Genomic DNA, 18,590 nt, shown 5'->3' on the forward strand with positions numbered 1-18,590 from the left:
GGTACGGTATTTCAACGTGAGCAGTAATGCTACTACCAACAACTTACTCAGCGGCACTATGCAGCTCAGTTACGGCTCTGATGATCAAGTAGATAATGCAGAAAAATTACGCATCGTCAAATCTTCGTTGGATAATCAGAGCTGGGAGAATATTGGTGGAACGGGTAGTACGACACCTTCTGGCAGCATCACTTCAACAATTCCATTCACTAGCCTTGGTACTTTTGCACTGGCTAGCACAGAACTGAGTTCTGCCTCAGGCAATAATCCATTGCCCGTTGAGCTTATCTCGTTTTCAGCCGAACGTCGTGCGCAAGGCGTGCTGGTGCAGTGGGTTACTGCTAGCGAAAAGAACAATGCTGGCTTTGAAGTAGAACGTAGCTCTGAAGGCCGCTTCTTTAAGACCATGTCCAGAGTTAAAGGAGAAGGGCATAGCACACAAAAGCAAGCGTACAATATCCTAGATACTACACCCTTTACCAGCCCCACAGCTTATTACCGCTTACGCCAGCTGGATTTCGATGGTACAGCTACTTATTCGAACGTTGTAGTCGTGAAAGCAGAGAGTAAGGAGGAGCTATTTCCTAATCCTGCTCACGATCAACTCACTTTTCGTTTGCCATATACTGGCGCGGCCAAGTACCGTGTTCTAGCTTCTAGTGGCCAGACCTTGCAAAAAGGGCAATCAGCCAATGGTTCAACAACGCTTGACATATCAGGGCTGCCCGCTGGATTCTATTATCTGGAAATAGAAGCTGCGAATGGACGGATGGTACGTAAGTTTATCAAGCAGGCAGATTGACTATGAGTTCAGAATCTATAATCACAAAAAAGCCCCCCAGACAAATTCTGGGGGGCTTTTTTATAAGTAGATAAATCTATACAGAGAAGCTCTCGCCGCAGCCGCAGGTGCGGGAAGCGTTGGGGTTATCAAAGTAGAAACCTTTACCGTTGAGACCGTCAGAAAAGTCGAGTTCTGTGCCGGCCAGATAAAGAAAGCTCTTCATATCGACGACTACACGTACACCTTTGTCCTCAAACTCTTGGTCCATAGGCTTGACTTCGTTATCAAAATCAAGCTTGTAGGAAAGACCCGAACACCCCCCACCTGCCACGGAGGCGCGCAGACGATAGGATTCGTCGAGCTGCGCGTCGCGCATCAAATGGGTTACTTTTTCCTTTGCTTTATCAGATACGGTAATCATGGGAATTGCCAGTTACGAGTTGTAAGTTGTCAATTAGAAAGAGCCCACCTTTAGCGAAAAGTAGGCTCTTTCTAGTAACAGTCGCAACAGATTAATGGTGCGATTTAGCTTCTTCCAGAGCTGGTAAGCCGTTCTTTACGCGGTAATCGTTGATGGCCGATTTGATGGCATCCTCAGCCAATACCGAGCAGTGAATCTTCACGGGAGGAAGAGCAAGCTCTTCAACGATTTCCATGTTATCGATGCTCAATGCTTCGTCGACCGTTTTGCCTTTCAGCCACTCAGTAGCTAATGACGAAGAGGCAATGGCTGAGCCGCAACCGAAGGTCTTGAATTTGGCGTCGGTGATGGTATTGGTGGCTTCGTCCACTTCGATCTGCAGGCGCATTACGTCGCCGCACTCAGGAGCGCCTACTAGGCCGGTACCTACGTTCTTCTTGCTTTTGTCCAGCGTGCCCACGTTGCGGGGGTTGCTGTAATGATCGATTACTTTATCGGAGTAAGCCATTATAATAGAAATGAGAGGTTAGAAGTGAGAGGTGAGACTAAAAACAACAACAGACAAAAGAGTCTCACTTCTCATGTCTCAGTACTCAGGTCTAAATCAATGTTCAGCCCACTCAATTTTGCTGAGGTCAACGCCTTCTTTGAACATCTCCCACAGCGGCGACATCTCGCGAAGCTTCGTTACGGCCTCTTTCACATGATTGATAGCGTAGTTGATCTGCTCGTCGGTGGTGAAGCGGCTCAACCCAAAACGAAGGGAAGAATGGGCTAAGTCGTCGCTCAAGCCTAACGCCTTCAATACGTAAGAAGGCTCCAAAGAGGCTGAAGTACAGGCTGAACCGGATGAAACGGCCAAATCTTTCACGCCCATCATCAGGCCTTCACCTTCTACATAGGTGAAAGAAATATTCGTTACGTGTGGCAAGCGGTGCTCGCGGGAGCCGTTCACGTAGCTTTCTTCCAGTTCTAGTAGAGAGCTTTCAAGCCGGTCGCGCATTTTGCTCAGGCGCTCGGTATCGGTAGCCATTTCGAGGCGGGCCAACTCGCAGGCTTTGCCTAAACCCACGATGCCAGGAACGTTGAGAGTACCCGAACGCATACCGCGCTCATGCCCGCCACCGTCCATCTGGGCAGTTACTTTTACCCGAGGGTTCTTACGACGCACATACAAAGCACCTACGCCTTTCGGACCGTACATCTTGTGGGCAGTGAATGCCATGATGTCGATGCCATCGGCCTGAACGTCGACCGGGATTTTGCCCACTGCCTGGGTGCCGTCGGTCATGAAGAGCGCACCATGCTTGTGGGCAATCGCGGCGATTTCACGAATTGGCTGAATAGTGCCGGTTTCGTTGTTGCCGTACATGATGGTCACCAGAATAGTCTGGGGAGTCATGGCGGCTTCCAGGTCGGTCAGGCTAATGAGGCCTTCGCGGTTTACCGGGAGATACGTCACTTTGCCCCCCAGCTTCTCAATATGCTTGCAGGTATCGAGCACGGCTTTGTGCTCAGTGGTAGCGGTGATGATGTGATTGCCCTTTTGGGAATACATCTCAAACACACCTTTAATACCTAAGTTGTCTGATTCGGTAGCGCCCGAGGTGAAAATAATCTCCTTGGGGTCGCAGCTAATGAGTTGGCCAATCTGCTCACGGGCGTAGTCCACGGCCTCTTCCGCTGCCCAACCGAAGGGGTGGTTACGGGAGGCCGCATTACCGAATACCTCCGTGAGGTAAGGCATCATGGCTTCCAGCACACGCGGGTCGAGGGGCGTGGTGGCGTTGTTATCGAGGTAAATAGGTAGCTTGAGCATGGCTCGAATTTCAGTAAGTCAGCGGAAAACCAATGAAAGTCCAAAGGTAACTCAGTGGAGAATCATTCGCATCTAGAACAGCAAAACAAACAAACTGGTTTTACTTTGCGCCCACAAAAGTAGAGATATTCTAAGTAAGCCTCTTCACCCGTATCGTTTGCCCGCTATGTTTACAAATCTGGAACACCTCGGCCTAGCCGTACACGACCTGGAGGCCGCAACGGCTTTGTATAGTGCATTGCTAAACCAAGAACCCTACAAGCAGGAACATGTGGCCAGCGAAGGTGTAGATACGGTTTTTTTTCGGGTGGGTGGCTCTAAGATTGAGTTGCTGGCCGGCACTACGCCTGATAGCGCCATCACCCGCTACCTGACCAAAAAAGGGGAGGGCATTCACCATGTGGCGTTTGAAGTAGCCGACATTCGGGCGACGATGGCGCGGCTGAAGGAGCAGGGCTTCACGCTCCTGAATGAGGAGCCCAAGCGTGGGGCTGACAATAAGCTGGTGTGTTTCGTGCATCCGAAAAGCGCGGCTGGCGTATTGGTAGAGCTGTGCCAGGAGATTGTTCAGTAGGAAGCAAATAAAACAGGCGGTCATGCTGAGCAGCGCGAAGCATCTCGCGTGCTGATACCGGAGTACTAAGCAAACGAAGCGAGCGAGATGCTTCGCGCTGCTCAGCATAACGTTCTTAATTACCTTATTTCACCTTTATCTACTAGCTCCGTGGCTAATTTTCAGCAAGAAGTAGAAGCGGCCGTTGAGGCGTTGTTGTTTCAGCAAATCATACTGTATCCTACCGATACAGTATGGGGCGTAGGTTGCGATGCTGAAGTGCCCCGCGCCGTGGAGCGACTCTACAAGCTAAAGGAGCGCCCCGAAGGCAAGCCCAGCATCGTGCTGGTCGCCGATCTGGATATGCTGCGCCGCTACGTTGCCGAAGTACCTGATGGGTTGGAGCAAGCGTTGGTGGAGCAAACCCGCCCCACTACCTATATTCTGTCAGCTAACCACCGGCTGGCCCCGCAGCTCTTAGCTCCTGATGGAACTGTGGGTTTGCGCATTCCGCAGGATGAGTTTTGCCATAAACTGGTACGCCGCCTCGGCCATGGCGTGGTTTCTACCTCAGCTAACCGCGCCGGGGAGCCTACGCCGGCTACGTATGTCGCCGTTGACCCTAAGCTTGTGCGCGCCGTTGATCATGTGGTAGGCTGGCGGCAGGAGGACGTAGCCAGCGTCGCGCCCTCGCGGGTGGTGCGTTTTGGGGCCGATGGGCAGCTGGAAGTGGTGCGTGAGTAAAAGCTCAGGCCACGAATTTGCCCCCCAGCCAAAGTGGGAGTGCTACCTTTGCGGGATAAAATGCCCCCCAGTGTTCTTATGAAGTCTCCCCAGCTACCTGATCTGCCTATTTTCCGGGTTATTGCCGATGCCGCCGGCGAGCTGAATTTCCCGGCCTACGTGATTGGCGGCTACGTGCGCGATTTGGCCCTGAATCGGCTCAGCAAGGATATCGATGTAGTATGTGTGGGCGACGGAATTCAATTAGCGCAGGCCGTCGGCAGAAAGCTGCCCGGCCGGCCCCGCGTGACGGTGTTCAAGAACTTCGGCACCGCCATGCTGCCGACGCCAGAGGTAGAAATCGAATTTGTGGGTGCCCGGAAGGAGAGCTACCGCAGCGAATCGCGCAAACCGGAAGTGGCAGCGGGCACGTTGGAAGAGGATTTGGCGCGACGTGACTTCACCATCAACGCCTTGGGCTTAAGCCTGAACCCGGATGATTTTGGAACACTGGTAGACCGCTACGACGGTATAGGCGACCTCCAGCGCAAAACCATTCGCACGCCCCTCGACCCGGATATTACGTTTTCTGACGACCCATTACGCATGATGCGCGCCGTGCGCTTCGCTACGCAGCTCGACTTTGATATTGAGCCGGATACTTACGATGCTATTGCCCGCAATAAGGAGCGCATTAAGATTGTGTCGCAGGAGCGCATTACGGACGAGCTGAACAAGATCATATTAGCCCCCCAGCCCAGCTACGGCTTTAAGCTGATGTTTCAAACGGGCTTGTTACAGCTGATTTTTCCAAAAATGGCTTTGCTACAGGGCGTAGAGAAAGTAGGCCAGCACGCGCACAAAGATAATTTTTACCATACCCTACAAGTGCTCGATAATGTAGTAGTAGCCGGCGGCGACCTGTGGCTGCGCTGGGCCGCTATTCTGCACGACATTGCCAAGCCCGCTACCAAGCGCTTCGATCCCAAAATAGGCTGGACCTTTCATGGCCACGAAGACCGCGGTGCACGCTGGGTACCCCAGATTTTTACGGAGTTGAAGCTGCCGCAGGGAGAGGAAATGCGCCAGGTGCAAAAGCTGGTGAAGCTGCATCTGCGGCCTATTGCATTGGTCAAGGAAACCGTGACTGACTCGGCCGTGCGCCGTCTGTTATTCGAGGCCGGCGACGACATCGACCGCCTCATGCTGCTTTGCCGGGCCGATATTACGAGCAAAGACCACCAGCGCAAGGAACGCTACCTGCGCAACTTTGGCCTGGTGGAGCAGAAGCTGAAAGAGGTAGAAGAAAAGGACCACTTGCGCAACTTCAGGCCGGTTATTACGGGTGAGGTCATCATGGAGACTTTCAATCTGAAGCCCTCCCGCGAGGTTGGCGAGCTGAAAGAAGCCGTGCTGGAGGCTATTCTGGATGGGAAGGTGCGGAATGAGTTGGAGGAGGCGTATGCGCTTTTGCTGGAGTTGGGCAAGGAGAAGGGGCTGGCTCCGGTGCAGCCCTCAGCTCACCGATAGTAGCCTAAACTACCGCCAGGCGTATGCCCTCAGCATAAGGGGTAGCCGCGAAGAACTGCTTGTCAAACTTCGAACTATCGAAGAAATAGGGCCGGTCGTATTGGTATAACATCTCCACTGATTCGCGCACTGGCTCTACAAACAATCCCACGGCACGCATCAGCCATTTCGGTAAGCCGCTGATCTTAGGGGCAACGCCGTAGTGGACTGCGGCTAACGAAGCAAATTGCCGAGTGGTAATGGCGGGCGCAGCGGTAGGTAAATGCCAGGTTTGGCCGTAGGCACTGGGGGTGATGCCGAGTACAGCTGTGGCGCGGCCCGCATCTGGGGTGAAGATGTAGGAATGGGGCTCGTCAACGCTGCCGGGCCATTGTGCAGCTTTACCCTTTTTGAAATTGTCGAAAATAAGCGCGTTCGGAAGAGAGTTATTTATACCGGGGCCGTAAAAATCGGGGGCTCGGGCAATGAGCGACTCTACCCGCCCAGACTTTATTGCCTCCAGCAACTGGCGAGCAATGCGGGCACGAACCTCACCTTTCTTGCTTACGGGGTTGAAGGGTGTTTCTTCGGTCATTTTGCCCCCCACCAGCCCGTACATATACACGTTGTCGAAGAACACCAATTTACTTCCGTGATGCTCGCAGGCATTAAGCACGTTGGTCATGATGCGGGGCCAGTCGCGCTGCCAGGTTTTGGTATTATAACGCAGGCCCGCTACCAGATATGCTACCGACGAGCCAGCTACAGCCTGCTTGGTTTGGGTAGCATCAGTAAGGTCGGCGGGATGCAGCTCATCAGCCGCATTAACTTTCTGTGGCCGACGACTAACCAGACGCAGCGGCTCGTCTGTGAGCGTAGGTAAATGGTGCGCCACTTCTCGGGTAATAGTGCCACCAGCGCCTAAGATGGTTTGCATAACAGAAGCCGTTAACAATGAGGAGAAGCCGGACGGACAGTGCTATCAGCTCAGCTTAGTGCGCTGATGCTAAGGCAATAATGTATATATAGATACTCTATAAAACAAATGTGAGGAAGCCTCTACCCCCAGTTGCAGCTCGGTTAGGTAGAAAGACTTCCTCAGGGTCCACCTTTCACTCACTTTAGACCCTATAATTTGTTCACCGCAACTATAGATGTGGAGTATGAGCATAAGGTTGCCCAATCATCACGTTTTTGTTTAGTAAGAGCTGCACTCTGCATATCTAAGTAATAAGTCAACCCTCAAAAAAGCGCTGGGGGGCTTTTTTACTCGTTAATCCGGGTGATACGCGAGGCACCTACGTCGCTCACTTTCACGCTGCCGGGGTTGCCACTGTACTCTATCACGCTGGCACCTACGGCATCAGCACGAAGAGATTCCTCAACCCGAAGGCGAGCCTTGCTCATACCAGCCAGATCGACATCGGCGGCGCGGGCGGTAAAGCGGGCTGCCGCAAGCTCGCAGGCTCCGGCTCCGTCCACTTCCAGCCTATCGGCGCGTCCTTGCAACGTTGTCCGACAGGCACCAGCTAAGTCCAAATTCAAGCTTCGATAATCGCCGTTTAACCGCAGGTGACTGGCACCGGCCTGATCCACTTCCAGGGTCGATTGATTCGTAAAGCCTGATACATCGGCGCGCACGGCCCCGGCCAAATCCAGTTTGTCCAGGGCAGGCATCTCAATGGTAATCAGAACCTTGTCTCGGTCCTGATTACGGCCCCAATTACCGCTAAAGAGGGAGCGGTTGCGGGAACGTACCATCAACTCATCGCCGTCGCGGTCTATTTTCAGGTCGCGTAACTCCCGCGCTGGACCAGCGGCCGTCACCCGAAAGGTGTCGCCCGACCGGATAACTGTCCGGTATGATCCCAGCACGGTCACTTCGCGGAACCCCTCTACATTGTAACTCTCACGGCCTGAGCCATAATCATCGGCGTTGGTAGAGAAGCTGGGGGCGCCGCCGTAGTCCAGCGACACGTTCACGTCGCCATCTTCTTCGTCCTCATCAATGTCGATGTTGACTTCACCATCCTCATCTTCGTTCTCATCCGTGGTGTTGTGCAAATCGTCTGGCGTGCAGTCTACGCACTCTAGCCGGTTGCCTGTCAGGCGGTAGAGGTGTTGCTCCACGTTTTTGGGCATATCATTGTCGACGAAGTTGTCGCTGCCGAGCCAGTGCGCGGCCCCCTGACTTAAACGAACGGTCCGGTTGCGGGGCAATTTGAGCGTCACGTTCACTTCTTGGTCGCGGTAGCGGGCGCTTGGGCGGAAGGTGAAGTGGTCATCGAAGCGCAGGGTGGTGTCGTTCACCTGGCGTACGGTGTATGCCACGCTAGTAGCGGCCGTCTGGCGAGCTTGCTCCTCGGTTGCGCCCTCGGCCCGGTACGTTTTGTCGACCGAAACGACCTGATTGCTATCTACGGCCGCTATCCGCGCGTTCACCCATTGATCATGGCTCTGGTCGGTGCCCCGAATATCCAAGTAGATGCTGGAGGCTCGCAGCGTTGGGAAGGACTGGTTCTGGGTTACATCGGCCTCTTCCTGGAAATCATGGCTGATGCGGGTGGCACCTATTGAGGTACCCACTACACCTAGCAGCCACAAGCCAAGCAACGTCAAGCCCACCGTGCGGGTAAGGATGGAGCGGCGGAGCAATAAACTCAAGCCAGCCAGCAGCAGCGCCAGGAAAGGAATGGCAGCGGTCAGGTAGAAGGCGAACATTGCCCAGATAGGAACGCCGTTGAGGAAGATGTGAGCCGGAATATCACCAGTCATGAAGCTATTCGTTGCTGGAATCATGCCCAGGCCGATACCCAGTGCTATAGTGAGGCCCAGCAGCATGGAGAAGCCAATAATAACGAGCAGGACACCAGCAAACACCCGAATCAGGGAGCCGAGGAAGTTAACCAGCGGGCGCAGATTGCGGGCCAGCTCTTCCAAAAATGTTCCTACCTGGCGGCCGCTCCCTGTCATGCCGCCAGCTTCAAAAGCGTTGTTGCGCAGGCTATTGTCGATGCCGGAGAGGGTTACCGCGTCGCCGCGCATCCGCATCTTTTCCGATACGGTGCGAGCTTCGGGTAGCACTACCCACAGCAACAAGTAGAGCAACAGGCCAAAGCCGGTAAATAGGCTCAGCACAAACAGGATGCGGATTAGGGTGACATCGGCCTTGAAGTAAGCAGCCAGGCCAGACGATATGCCGCCGATTTTTCCGGTGTCCGTGTCGCGGAAGAGCTTCCGCTCGCCGGTAGCCTCACCGATACCTACTGGGTCGGGCAGGTCGTTGCGCTTAGGCAGCACGGCCCACAGAATAACGTAGGCCAAAATGGTAAAGGCCGGCAGCGCACCCACAAAGTCGCCGATGACAATGGAGAACAGGGAGGCGAGAGCTATCAGCCGAACCCACACGGCATTGATGCCGAAGTAGTGGGCCAGGCCAGCGCACACGCCCGCAATCTTCTTGTTGGCCACATCGCGGAAAAGACGACGGGGTTCGGCGGCAGTAGCGGACGCTGCGCCGGCGCCAGCGCCAGTGGTATTGTAGGCATACTCGGGGCGAGCGTAGGTGCCGGCTGCCGTGCCGCTATTTACGGCGGAGGCGAGCAGCTCCTCGTCGTCCTCGGCATCGTCGGCGGCTTGGAAATCGCGTACCCGGCCCATTTTAGCGGTCATAGCCTCCACATCTTCCAGCGAAATAATCTGCTTGGTAGGGGAGAGGCGAGCCACGAATAGCTCGGCAATGCGGCTCTCAATGTCGGCCACGATTTCCTCGTGTCCGCGGTAGCCGCTGAAGTGGGCTTTTACCTCGGCCAGGTAGCGGCTGAGTACGTCGTAGCCATCTTCCTCGATGTGAAAGATGATGCCCTGGAGGTTGATACTGATGTTCTTTTTCATCTCAGTGCTGCAAGTCAGGAAAACGTCGAAAGAAAGGTGGAGGCGGCGCTACTGCTGCGCCGGAGCAGTGCCGTTCACATGCGGCTTTTGGCGAATGATGCGGATAGAGTCGGCTACCTCTTCCCAGGTCAGGCGCAGCTGGTGCAAAAACTCCGTGCCCACTGCCGTGAGCGTGTAGTATTTGCGCGGCGGCCCGCTCGTGGATTCCTTCCAGGTATAGTCGAGCAGACCGGCATTTTTGAGGCGCGTCAGGAGCGGGTACAGCGTGCCTTCCACGACGATCATGCGAGCGGAAGTTAGCTCTTCCAGCATATCGGAGGCGTAGACCTCGCCGCGGGCGATAATTTCCAGAATGCAGAATTCCAGGATGCCCTTCCGCATCTGCACTTGGGTGTTCTCTACTTTCATGGGCTTGAGGCAGATATCGGTGAAGAATGAGTTAAAGATAACAAAAGGTACTATGTAACGCAAGGTACTTGTTAAAATAATTTTCGCGCCTCAATCTTATGGAGCGTTTTACAGATATAGAAAGGGGATTAAAGAAAATTAAAAAGCCTAATAGAGCGACTGGGGGGCTTTTTTAGGTCTCAATAATTTCTTGTCGGTACTTCTAATAAAAGATAAGTCGCTCCTAGCATCGAGCAAGAATTAGGATACCTGATCAATTCAACTGGCAGCGCTGGTCCCACTGTGGCAGCCAGTGCTTCGAAGCGGAGGAATGAAAATTTGCCCCCCGACATTTCTGGTTCCCCCAAAAGCCCCCCGGCTACTGCCCGGCCCGATTTATGCGGTCTCTAAAGGCACTATCGGTCCCGTTAATTCAGCAGACGCGCTAGAAATAAGTAACTTGCGCTGCTGCTGCACTTATCCGTTTCCCCCTACTTTATTCTATGCTGCACTTCTCCAAAGTGGTTCCTGTGTTGGTTGGCTTGGGGCTGAGCTTAGGCACTGCACCCGCCGCGTGGGCCCAGTCAAACGATGCCACGCCCAAGTACAGCAATGAGTTTCTAAATATCGGGGTGGGCGGTCGGGCCCTGGGCATGGGCAACACCCAGGTCAGTATCGTGCAGGATGCTACCGCTGGCTACTGGAACCCAGCCGGTTTGCTCGACCTGAAAACCAAATACGACGGTGTGCTCATGCACTCCGAGCTGTTTTCAGGCATCGTAAAAAATGACTACGCGGCCTTCGCTATGCCGCTCGATGAGAACAGCGCCATCGGCGCCAGCCTGATCCGCCTAGGCGTGGATGACATTGCTGATACCCGTGATTTGGTAAACGAGTATGGCTATATCCAGTACGACCGGATCCGCTATTTCTCTGTTGCCGATTATGCTTTGTTGCTGTCGTATGCCCGGCGCATCGGCGCTATTGAAGGCTTAAAATTGGGCGTTAACGCCAAGATTATCTACCGCAACGTCGGTAAATTCGCCAACGCCTACGGGTTTGGGGTGGATGCGGGCTTACAATACGAGCGGCGTGGTTGGCGCTTGGGCCTAATGGCCCGCGATATCACGACCACCTTTAATGTTTGGTCTATCAACGCTGATGAGTTTAAACGCTCGGCCAGCACCGCCGAAGCCATTCCCACGAACAGCTCGGAGGTAACCCTGCCTCGCTTGGTATTAGGTGTAGGCCGCAGCATCAAGCTGCCGGGCCAGTTTACGGCCCTCGTAGCCACCGATCTGGAAATGACCACCGACGGGCAGCGCAACACGCCTATTTCTACGGGCTTAATAAGTATCGATCCGCACGCTGGTTTGGAAATCGGCTACAACAACATCGTGTTTCTGCGCGGTGGAGTCAGCAATTTTCAGAAGATACAGACCTTTAGTGGCAAGGAGGAGTGGAAAGCCCAGCCGAGCCTTGGCGTGGGTGTGGCTACTAGCGGTCTGCGTTTGGATCTGGCGCTGTCGCGGCTGGCTGTGGAGAAGCTGGGGCAGCGCTCCCAAACCAACTCCATTATCGTCTCGCTGGGCTACGGTTTTAAATAAGAAAGTGAATGAGTACGTGGCTATGGGTTAATCATTCGGCCATTAGATTATTCAGCCATACAATTAGCATGAAACAAAATTACACGCTACGCTACCTGCTGGGGGGCTTTTTGGGACTACTACTGCTTTTAAGCAGCCTCCAAGCCGTCGCACAGTCGGGGCCTTACGGTAACGAGTGGATAGTGCCGGGCCAGTCTTACTATAAAATCCGGATAACACAGGATGGGATTCACCGCCTCGACAACCAATACCTAACCAGAGCCGGCCTCAGCAACGGCACCGATCCGCACCGCCTCCAGCTCTGGCGGCGGGGCCAGGAAGTAGCCATCTATGTTGGCGGCAACCAAACCAGCCTCGACCCCAGTACATTCATCGAGTTCTACGGCCAGCGCAACGATGGTCGCCTGGACCGCGGCATGTATAAGAAGGCCGCTGATCAGCCGCAGCCCCTATACAGCCTCTTCACAGATACGGCGTCTTACTTTCTGACGGTAGCCCCCACGACCAATGGGCGCCGCATGACGGAGCCAACCGTAGCCACTACTGCCAGCGGCCAGCCGTATCACTTGCTGCACCGGCAGCGTATTTTCTTTGAAAACTATGCTGATATAACGGAAGGCCCCCTCGCTTATATGCCGTGGGCTAGCGCGGGAGAAGGCTTTTTGTCGGGGCCGTTTGGGCGCAACGCCGCCAACCCTGTTGATTTTGAAGTAGATTCTCTGCAAAGCCTAGCCAGCAATGGTGGTATGCCGCGCGTAATAGTCGGGCTGGCGGGTACTAGCTTATCTGAACATATCACGCAGGTATCGGTGGTGCAGCCGAATGGCACAGTACGGCTGCTGGGTACCGTAGCCAACTACGACAGCTTCGATAGAGTGAAGGCGCAGTTTCCGCTTTTGCGTTCGGACCTCAGCTCGGAGGGGAAGGTGAAATTACGGTTTGAAAACACGGGCCCGAATGACAGTCGTTTCCCGCGCGACCGGTCGCGGCTCGCCTATATTACTGTTCTGGCCCCCCGCGAGAATCGCGTATTCAGCGAGAGACGCAGTACCTCTTTTAGTAATGATTCCACTTTACTGGGTCCGGCTACGTACGTCCTCGACAATGTGCCCGCTACCCTGCGTGGCTACGATGTGACGGATGCCGCTGCCGTTCAGCGAATAGAGGGGAATAGCGCCGGCGGTACCCAGCGTAGCTATGTATTTCCGGCGGCTACGGGCCGCACGCGCCACCTGTTGTTAGTCGATGCCGCCCGCCCCAGGGTGCCGCTGCCGGCCCGCCTGGTTCGGTTTCGCACGCTTGTGCCCGCCGCTTACAGTTTCCTGATCGTTAGCCATCGTTCTTTGATGCGGCCCGCCGGCAACGTCGCCAATCCCGTGCGGGCCTACGCCAGCTACCGCGCCTCCGCGGCCGGCGGCCGCCACGATACTCTTGTGGTCACGACGCAGCAGCTTTACGACCAGTTTCACTACGGCGAGAAATCACCCTTGGCTATTCGTCAGTTTGCCCAATGGATGCTGACCAGCAACCGCGAGAAGTATTTGTTGCTTTTGGGTAAAGGTTTGGCCACGGCAGAAGGTGTACGCACCGCGGCCGGCGCGTTTTATCATCGTCAGGTATCGGATAGCGAGTCGCCGGTACCGGATTTAATACCAACCAGTACCCGTGCCGGATCAGATATATTTTTTACGGCTGACTGGCAGCGTAACCAGTATGTTTCTCGCATTCCCACCGGACGGATATCGGCTCAAACGCCGCAACAAGCCCTCAACTACCTGAATAAGCTGCGCGAACACGAGGCTCTGGGCCCCGAGCCCTGGCGCAAGAACCTGCTGCACATGGCCGGGGGAGGCAATGAAAGCGAATTTGCCCAGTTTCAGAGCTATGTCAACGGCTATAAGGAGCGGGCCGAGAAACCTTGCTTTGGTGGCACCGTCGTAAAAACCTACACGCGCGACACGCCGGGTGATTACCAACGCTTCCCGATAACCATCAATATCGCGCCCGAACTGAATGCTGGTTTAAGCTTGATAACGTACTTCGGCCACGGTTCGCCCTTGGTATTCGACTTAAACCTGGGTGATATCAATGACCCGAGCAACAACTATAACAATCGGGGCAAATACCCGGTCTTTATAGTAAATGGGTGCGCTGGAGGCTTTGCCTATGGCTCGTTTATATCAATTGGCGAATCCTGGACTCTGGCCGCTGATAAGGGTGCTGTCGGATTTCTGGCTGACTCCGACTTTGGCTACGATGGCCAGTTGGACGCTTTCAGTGACCGGATGTATCAGCTGCTCTTCAATGACCCGAATTGGTACGGTAAGCCGATTGCCGTGATTCAGGCGGAAGCATCCCGGCGCTTACAAGCAGTATTTGGTAATAACCCGAATGGTGTTTCGCTGCTGATGAACACTACTTGGCAGGGCGACCCCGCGCTAAAGCTTTATGCTCCCGACAAGCCCGACTTCGCCACAGCTGATTCGCGTTTGCAAATTGCCCCCCAGGCACCCGAAACCACCGTTCAGGCCTCCTCCTCCCGGTTCCAGTTGCGGGTGGGTGTCAGTAATGCCGGTAGCCTGTGCTCCGGCAGCACCAGCCTGGGTATTTCCATAACACGTCGCTATCCGGTTACTGCCGCAAGGCCCGCCGAGGTCCTGCGTTTCGACGTTCCGCAGCCCCGCCGCGATACTACTTACGTTTTCAATTTGCCGAACACGGGCAATGTGTTTGGGGAAAATGAGTTTACGGTCGTGTTGGATGAAGGCAATAAGATAGCCGAGCTAAGCGAGACCAATAATCAAGCTACCATTAAGTTCAACTTCCTGCAAGGCGGCGTTACGGCCCTCAGCCCCCCCGAGTTTGCAATTGTATCCAGCCCAGCCGTGCGGCTCATCGGGCAAAATAATGACCCCAAGGGCCAACTGCGCTTCTATGAAATGGAGCTGGACACGGTACCGACGTTTAACAGCCCATTAGTGCGCCGCACCGCCGTGCAGGCCGCTGTTGCTCCGGAGTGGAAGCCAACTTTGCCCCCCACGGCCGGCCGCGACAGTGTAGTATGGTACTGGCGGTTGCGGTTTCAGAATGGGCAGCCTGGCGAAAACCAGGAATGGGCGACCAGCTCTTTCCGCCTGATAAATGGTAGCCCCGGCGGCTGGTCGCAGAGCCATCATGGGCAGTTTCGCCGCGACAGGCGTACCAGCGTGGATGTGGCTGCCTCTTCGGGCAAGTGGGACTTTAGCGACCAAAGCATTGGCGTGAAGCTTTCTACCCGTGGAGGCAGCACCGGGGCCGCGCCTACCTTTCTGACTTCTTATGGTATAGCGCCCGAGGGCACCAGCCCGTACGTTATCAACTGTGCGCCCTCAACTCCCAATATGTTGGCGGCGGTGTTTGATGGACTGACCCTTAAATCTGTGCGCAACGTGCCGGGCGCATACGATTCCTGCGGTCTGAACCCCAATATGTATTATCACTTTGCCCGCGAAGGCACAGCTGATAACCTGAACACCCCCGCCCGCCAGGCGCAGCTTCTGGCTTTGCTGACCAACTTGAAACCCGGTCAGTACGTGGCGCTGGTATCGATGAACCGGGTTAACTTTTCTTCCTTCTCACCCGAGTTAAAGACTGCCCTGAAGACGCTTGGCTCGCAGCTTATTGACCAGCTGCAAGATGGTGACCCATTCGTGTTCCTGGGACAGAAGGGCCCCGGCGCTCGTCCGGCTCAGGAACGGACGTTCGACGCGGCCAGCACCGTGGCTCGCGCCGAGCAGGTCATAACGCTGGACGGTTTCCTGCGCACCCGAGCCGCCCGAGGTACCATTACCTCTACGCTTATCGGCCCGGCCAAACAGTGGGGCACGCTCTTCCATACCGTGCGCACGGAGCCTTCTGATAGCTACACGCTGCGGCTGGTGGGTATTGATAAGGACGGTAATCAGAGGCAGTTGAACGCCGATGTGAAGAACCGGCAGCTAGCCTTGGCTGGGGTATCGGCGCAGGACTATCCTTATCTGCAGCTGGTTCTACAACTGCGCGACACACTCAATCGGACGGCGCCGCAGCTCAAGCAATGGCTGGTAACCTACGAGGGCTTGCCGGAAGGAATTGTGCGTCGCGACTTAGCGGAAGCGAAAGACGCCAAAGTGTACGACGCCGCTACGCTAGCCCAGCAGGCCATGAGCCGTGGCGAATTGGCTTTCCCTGTCTACTTTCAAAACGTGTCGTCCATAAATTTTGGTCAGCCCCTTATCGCTGAAATTACCGTGCGCGATGCCAGTAATAATGTGCGTACGGCCAAGATTCAATCGCTCCGCCCACTCAAAGCCGACTCGACGGCTACGTTCAATATCCGCCTTGATGTACGCGGTTTGTTGGGGGCCATTACGGGGCAGGTAAACGTAAATCCGCGCCTGCTGCCGGAGCAGTTCTACTTTAATAATGAGCTGATCCTGCCGCCTTTCACCATAGAAGACCGTAATACGCCCCCCGTGCTTGATGTGGCCTTCGATGGGCAGCATATTCTGGATGGAGATATCGTGTCGCCGATGCCCGTTATCATGGTGCAGCTCAATGATGAGGATAAGCTCAACGCCATTCGCGACCCCGGCAACTTTGATTTGTTCCTAACCAAACCCGGCGAATCAATCCCAATTAAAGTGCCCATGACGGGCTCAGATGTGCTCTTCACGACCGAAGTGGAGAAGGGCATCGCACGTGTGGAGTATCAGCCCGGTAAGCAGACGCCCTTGCCGAATGGCATTTATAAGCTGGAAGTGCAGGGCCGCGACGCGACCAACCTGGCTGCCAGTATGCAGCGCTACTCCATTCGTTTTGAGGTGATTAAAGAGTCTACTATCACCAATTTCTACCCGTATCCTAACCCCATCACCAGCAAAGCCAAGTTTGTGTTCACGCTCACGGGTGCTGAGCTACCCCGCGACCTGAAGATTCAGGTGATGACGCTGACGGGCAAGGTAGTCCGTGAAATAATGATGGCTGAACTGGGCCCGCTGCACATCGGCAACAACATCACCGACTACGCCTGGGACGGCACCGACGAGTTTGGCGACCAGCTGGCCAATGGCACCTACCTCTACCGCGTGGTGCTGGATAACCCCGGCCAGTTTGAGCGCCGCCGCACCGCCGGCGACCAAGCCTTCAAAAAGGATTGGGGTAAGCTGGTGCTTCTGCGTTAGCCTTACATATTCAAGCACGAAAAAGCCCCCCGGAACCACTCCGGGGGGCTTTTTTAGTGCTATGCACCTTTGTGATTAACGTCGGCGCAGGGTTACAAAGCTGAAGGGGTAAGCGTGTTTCTCATCGGGCTCGTGGCGTACCCGGGTTTCCTCGCGCCATTCCGTATGGTTGAGGTCGGGGAAGGTAGCGTCGCCCTCAAAGTCGTGGTGGATTTCGGTCAGATAAATGGTGTCAGCCGCTGACAGCGACTGACGGTAGATTTCGGCACCTCCAATAATGAAGATGTTTTCGTCGTGGGTTTGCGCCAGCTCTAATGCTTCGGGTACAGAGTAGGTCGTTTCCGTGCCATCAGCCTTCCACTCAGGTTGGCGCGTGACTACGATGTTCTGGCGTCCTGGTAATGGTCTTCCGATTGCCTCAAACGTGCGCCGGCCCATAATAATTGGGTGGCCAAGGGTCAGGTTTTTGAAATGCTTCAAGTCCTTCGGCAAATGCCAGATAAGCTGATTATCTCGACCAATAATACCGTTTTGAGCTACTGCTACTACTAAAGCAATCATATAATTCTTTCGATTAACGAGGAGTAATTCTTGTCTGACAGTTGGTTCTGTCATCTTATTAAAATGATTTAAAAGCCCGTCATGCTTCGCTCCGCTCTGCATGACGTTTTATTAGCATATCCCGCTAAAGTTGAGGTACCAGGACGTAAAAATCACTTCGTCAGGGCCGACTGATTAAAGCCGCGCAAAAATTCCAGAATAGGCATCCGCTTTTTGCCTTCCAGCTGTACATCCAGCAGATCCAGGAGGCCATTGGTAGTTTGTACGCGCAAATAGGTGCGACCGTCGGAAAACCAGGTGCCCGGATACATGGTGCTCGGCCCGGTGGAGTCCTCATCGTCCAGGGCCTGGGCGCGGAATACCTTGAGGGTGCGGCCGTCGGGGAGGGTAGTGAAGGCGGTAGGAATGGGGGAGAGGCCGCGCACCAGATTTACCAGCTGGGGGGCATTTTGCTTGAAATCAAGGCGACCGGTTTCCTTCTGAATCTTGGGCGCGGCGCGTAGCTCACTGCTTTCCACTTGGGGCAGGCTGGGCGCGGTGCCGGCCGCAATGGCTTGCACCGTGTGCAGAGCCAGGGCCGCACCGGCCATTTTCAGCTTTTCATACAGGGTGCCAAAGTCATCCTCATCCGCAATCGGCACGACATCCTGAAAAACAAGGTCGCCGGTATCAATCTCGTGGCGCAGAAAAAAAGACGTAACGCCCGTTTGCGTTTCTCCCTGAATCAGAGCCCAATTGATAGGCGCTGCCCCCCGATACTGCGGTAGCAGAGAGGCGTGAATGTTAATGGAGCCCATGGGAGGCATACTCCACACCGCCTGCGGCAACATCCGAAAAGCTACGACCACCTGTATATCAGCCTCAAGGTCCTTCAGCGCGGCCTGAAACTCCGGGTCTTTCAGATTTGTGGGTTGCAGCACAGGCAGGTTGTGTGCCTGCGCGGCTTGCTTCACTGCCGACTCGGCTAGCTGGCGCCCACGCCCGGCGGGCTTGTCGGGAGCCGTAATGACCGCTGCCACCACGCACCCAGGCCAGGAAAGCAAAGCTTCCAGCGTAGGTACGGCGAATTCGGGCGTACCCATGAAGACGATGCGCAGGGGTTGGAGCATAGTACTATCTCGCGGTGTATAG

At 54.9% G+C, this 18,590-nt stretch carries 14 protein-coding genes; 6 read left to right on the forward strand and 8 right to left on the reverse strand.

Going from position 1 to position 18,590, the window contains the following annotated elements; translation table 11 throughout:
• Positions 1-802: T9SS type A sorting domain-containing protein (locus B9A24_RS14625; RefSeq protein ID WP_234997311.1), on the forward strand; the 802-nt coding region annotated here is incomplete at its 5' end.
• Positions 803-878: 76 nt separating this feature from the next.
• On the opposite strand, the gene B9A24_RS14630 is transcribed toward B9A24_RS14625, so the two are convergent.
• From B9A24_RS14630 to B9A24_RS14640, 3 genes are all read right to left on the reverse strand, one after another.
• Positions 879-1,205 (reverse strand): HesB/IscA family protein, encoded by a 327-nt coding sequence (locus B9A24_RS14630; protein WP_084446770.1) that lies wholly within the window; start codon positions 1,203-1,205, stop codon positions 879-881.
• A gap of 91 nt (positions 1,206-1,296) precedes the next feature.
• Complete coding sequence (iscU, locus tag B9A24_RS14635; protein WP_084446771.1) at positions 1,297-1,713, reverse strand: Fe-S cluster assembly scaffold IscU; 417 nt, start codon at positions 1,711-1,713, stop codon at positions 1,297-1,299.
• 96 nt (positions 1,714-1,809) lie between these two features.
• Positions 1,810-3,024: an IscS subfamily cysteine desulfurase gene (locus B9A24_RS14640; RefSeq protein WP_084446772.1), complete on the reverse strand. Its 1,215-nt coding sequence runs from the start codon at positions 3,022-3,024 to the stop codon at positions 1,810-1,812.
• Positions 3,025-3,190: 166 nt separating this feature from the next.
• On the opposite strand from B9A24_RS14640, the gene mce reads away from it, so the two are divergent.
• The 3 genes from mce (at position 3,191) to B9A24_RS14655 (ending at position 5,830) form a co-directional block, all read left to right on the forward strand.
• On the forward strand, positions 3,191-3,598 hold the full coding sequence (gene mce, locus B9A24_RS14645; RefSeq protein WP_084446773.1) for a methylmalonyl-CoA epimerase: 408 nt from the start codon (positions 3,191-3,193) through the stop codon (positions 3,596-3,598).
• Positions 3,599-3,748: 150 nt separating this feature from the next.
• The gene (locus tag B9A24_RS14650) at positions 3,749-4,321 is read left to right on the forward strand and encodes an L-threonylcarbamoyladenylate synthase (RefSeq protein WP_234997313.1); all 573 of its coding nucleotides are present in this window, start codon (positions 3,749-3,751) and stop codon (positions 4,319-4,321) included.
• Between the two features lie 78 nt (positions 4,322-4,399).
• Positions 4,400-5,830 carry a CCA tRNA nucleotidyltransferase gene (locus tag B9A24_RS14655; protein WP_084446775.1) on the forward strand — a complete coding sequence of 477 codons (1,431 nt, stop codon included), beginning with the start codon at positions 4,400-4,402 and terminating at the stop codon, positions 5,828-5,830.
• A 4-nt stretch (positions 5,831-5,834) separates the two neighbouring features.
• Here B9A24_RS14655 and B9A24_RS14660 read toward each other — a convergent pair whose 3' ends face one another.
• The 3 genes from B9A24_RS14660 to B9A24_RS14670 form a co-directional block, all read right to left on the reverse strand.
• Complete coding sequence (locus B9A24_RS14660; RefSeq protein ID WP_084446776.1) at positions 5,835-6,746, reverse strand: NAD-dependent epimerase/dehydratase family protein; 912 nt, start codon at positions 6,744-6,746, stop codon at positions 5,835-5,837.
• A 329-nt stretch (positions 6,747-7,075) separates the two neighbouring features.
• A complete protein-coding gene (locus B9A24_RS14665) occupies positions 7,076-9,703 on the reverse strand; it encodes a PspC domain-containing protein (RefSeq protein WP_084446777.1) in 2,628 nt (875 codons plus the stop codon).
• A 48-nt stretch (positions 9,704-9,751) separates the two neighbouring features.
• Entirely contained in the window at positions 9,752-10,111 is a 360-nt protein-coding gene (locus B9A24_RS14670) for a PadR family transcriptional regulator (protein WP_084446778.1), read from the reverse strand.
• Between the two features lie 482 nt (positions 10,112-10,593).
• Between B9A24_RS14670 and B9A24_RS14675 the strand changes: the two genes are divergently transcribed.
• A complete protein-coding gene (locus B9A24_RS14675) occupies positions 10,594-11,697 on the forward strand; it encodes a putative type IX sorting system protein PorV2 (RefSeq protein ID WP_084446779.1) in 1,104 nt (367 codons plus the stop codon).
• 68 nt (positions 11,698-11,765) lie between these two features.
• On the forward strand, positions 11,766-16,898 hold the full coding sequence (gene porU2 / locus B9A24_RS14680; RefSeq protein WP_159452062.1) for a putative type IX secretion system sortase PorU2: 5,133 nt from the start codon (positions 11,766-11,768) through the stop codon (positions 16,896-16,898).
• A 75-nt stretch (positions 16,899-16,973) separates the two neighbouring features.
• Here the strand turns inward: porU2 and B9A24_RS14685 are convergent, their stop codons facing one another.
• Together B9A24_RS14685 and fmt are read right to left on the reverse strand one after the other, a co-directional pair.
• The gene (locus B9A24_RS14685; RefSeq protein ID WP_084446781.1) at positions 16,974-17,459 is read right to left on the reverse strand and encodes a dihydrofolate reductase; all 486 of its coding nucleotides are present in this window, start codon (positions 17,457-17,459) and stop codon (positions 16,974-16,976) included.
• A gap of 152 nt (positions 17,460-17,611) precedes the next feature.
• Positions 17,612-18,568 (reverse strand): methionyl-tRNA formyltransferase, encoded by a 957-nt coding sequence (fmt, locus tag B9A24_RS14690; protein WP_084446782.1) that lies wholly within the window; start codon positions 18,566-18,568, stop codon positions 17,612-17,614.
• Between the last annotated feature and the right edge of the window lie 22 nt (positions 18,569-18,590).

This window comes from Hymenobacter roseosalivarius DSM 11622, assembly GCF_900176135.1.
Taxonomy (GTDB): Bacteria; Bacteroidota; Bacteroidia; order Cytophagales; family Hymenobacteraceae; genus Hymenobacter; species Hymenobacter roseosalivarius.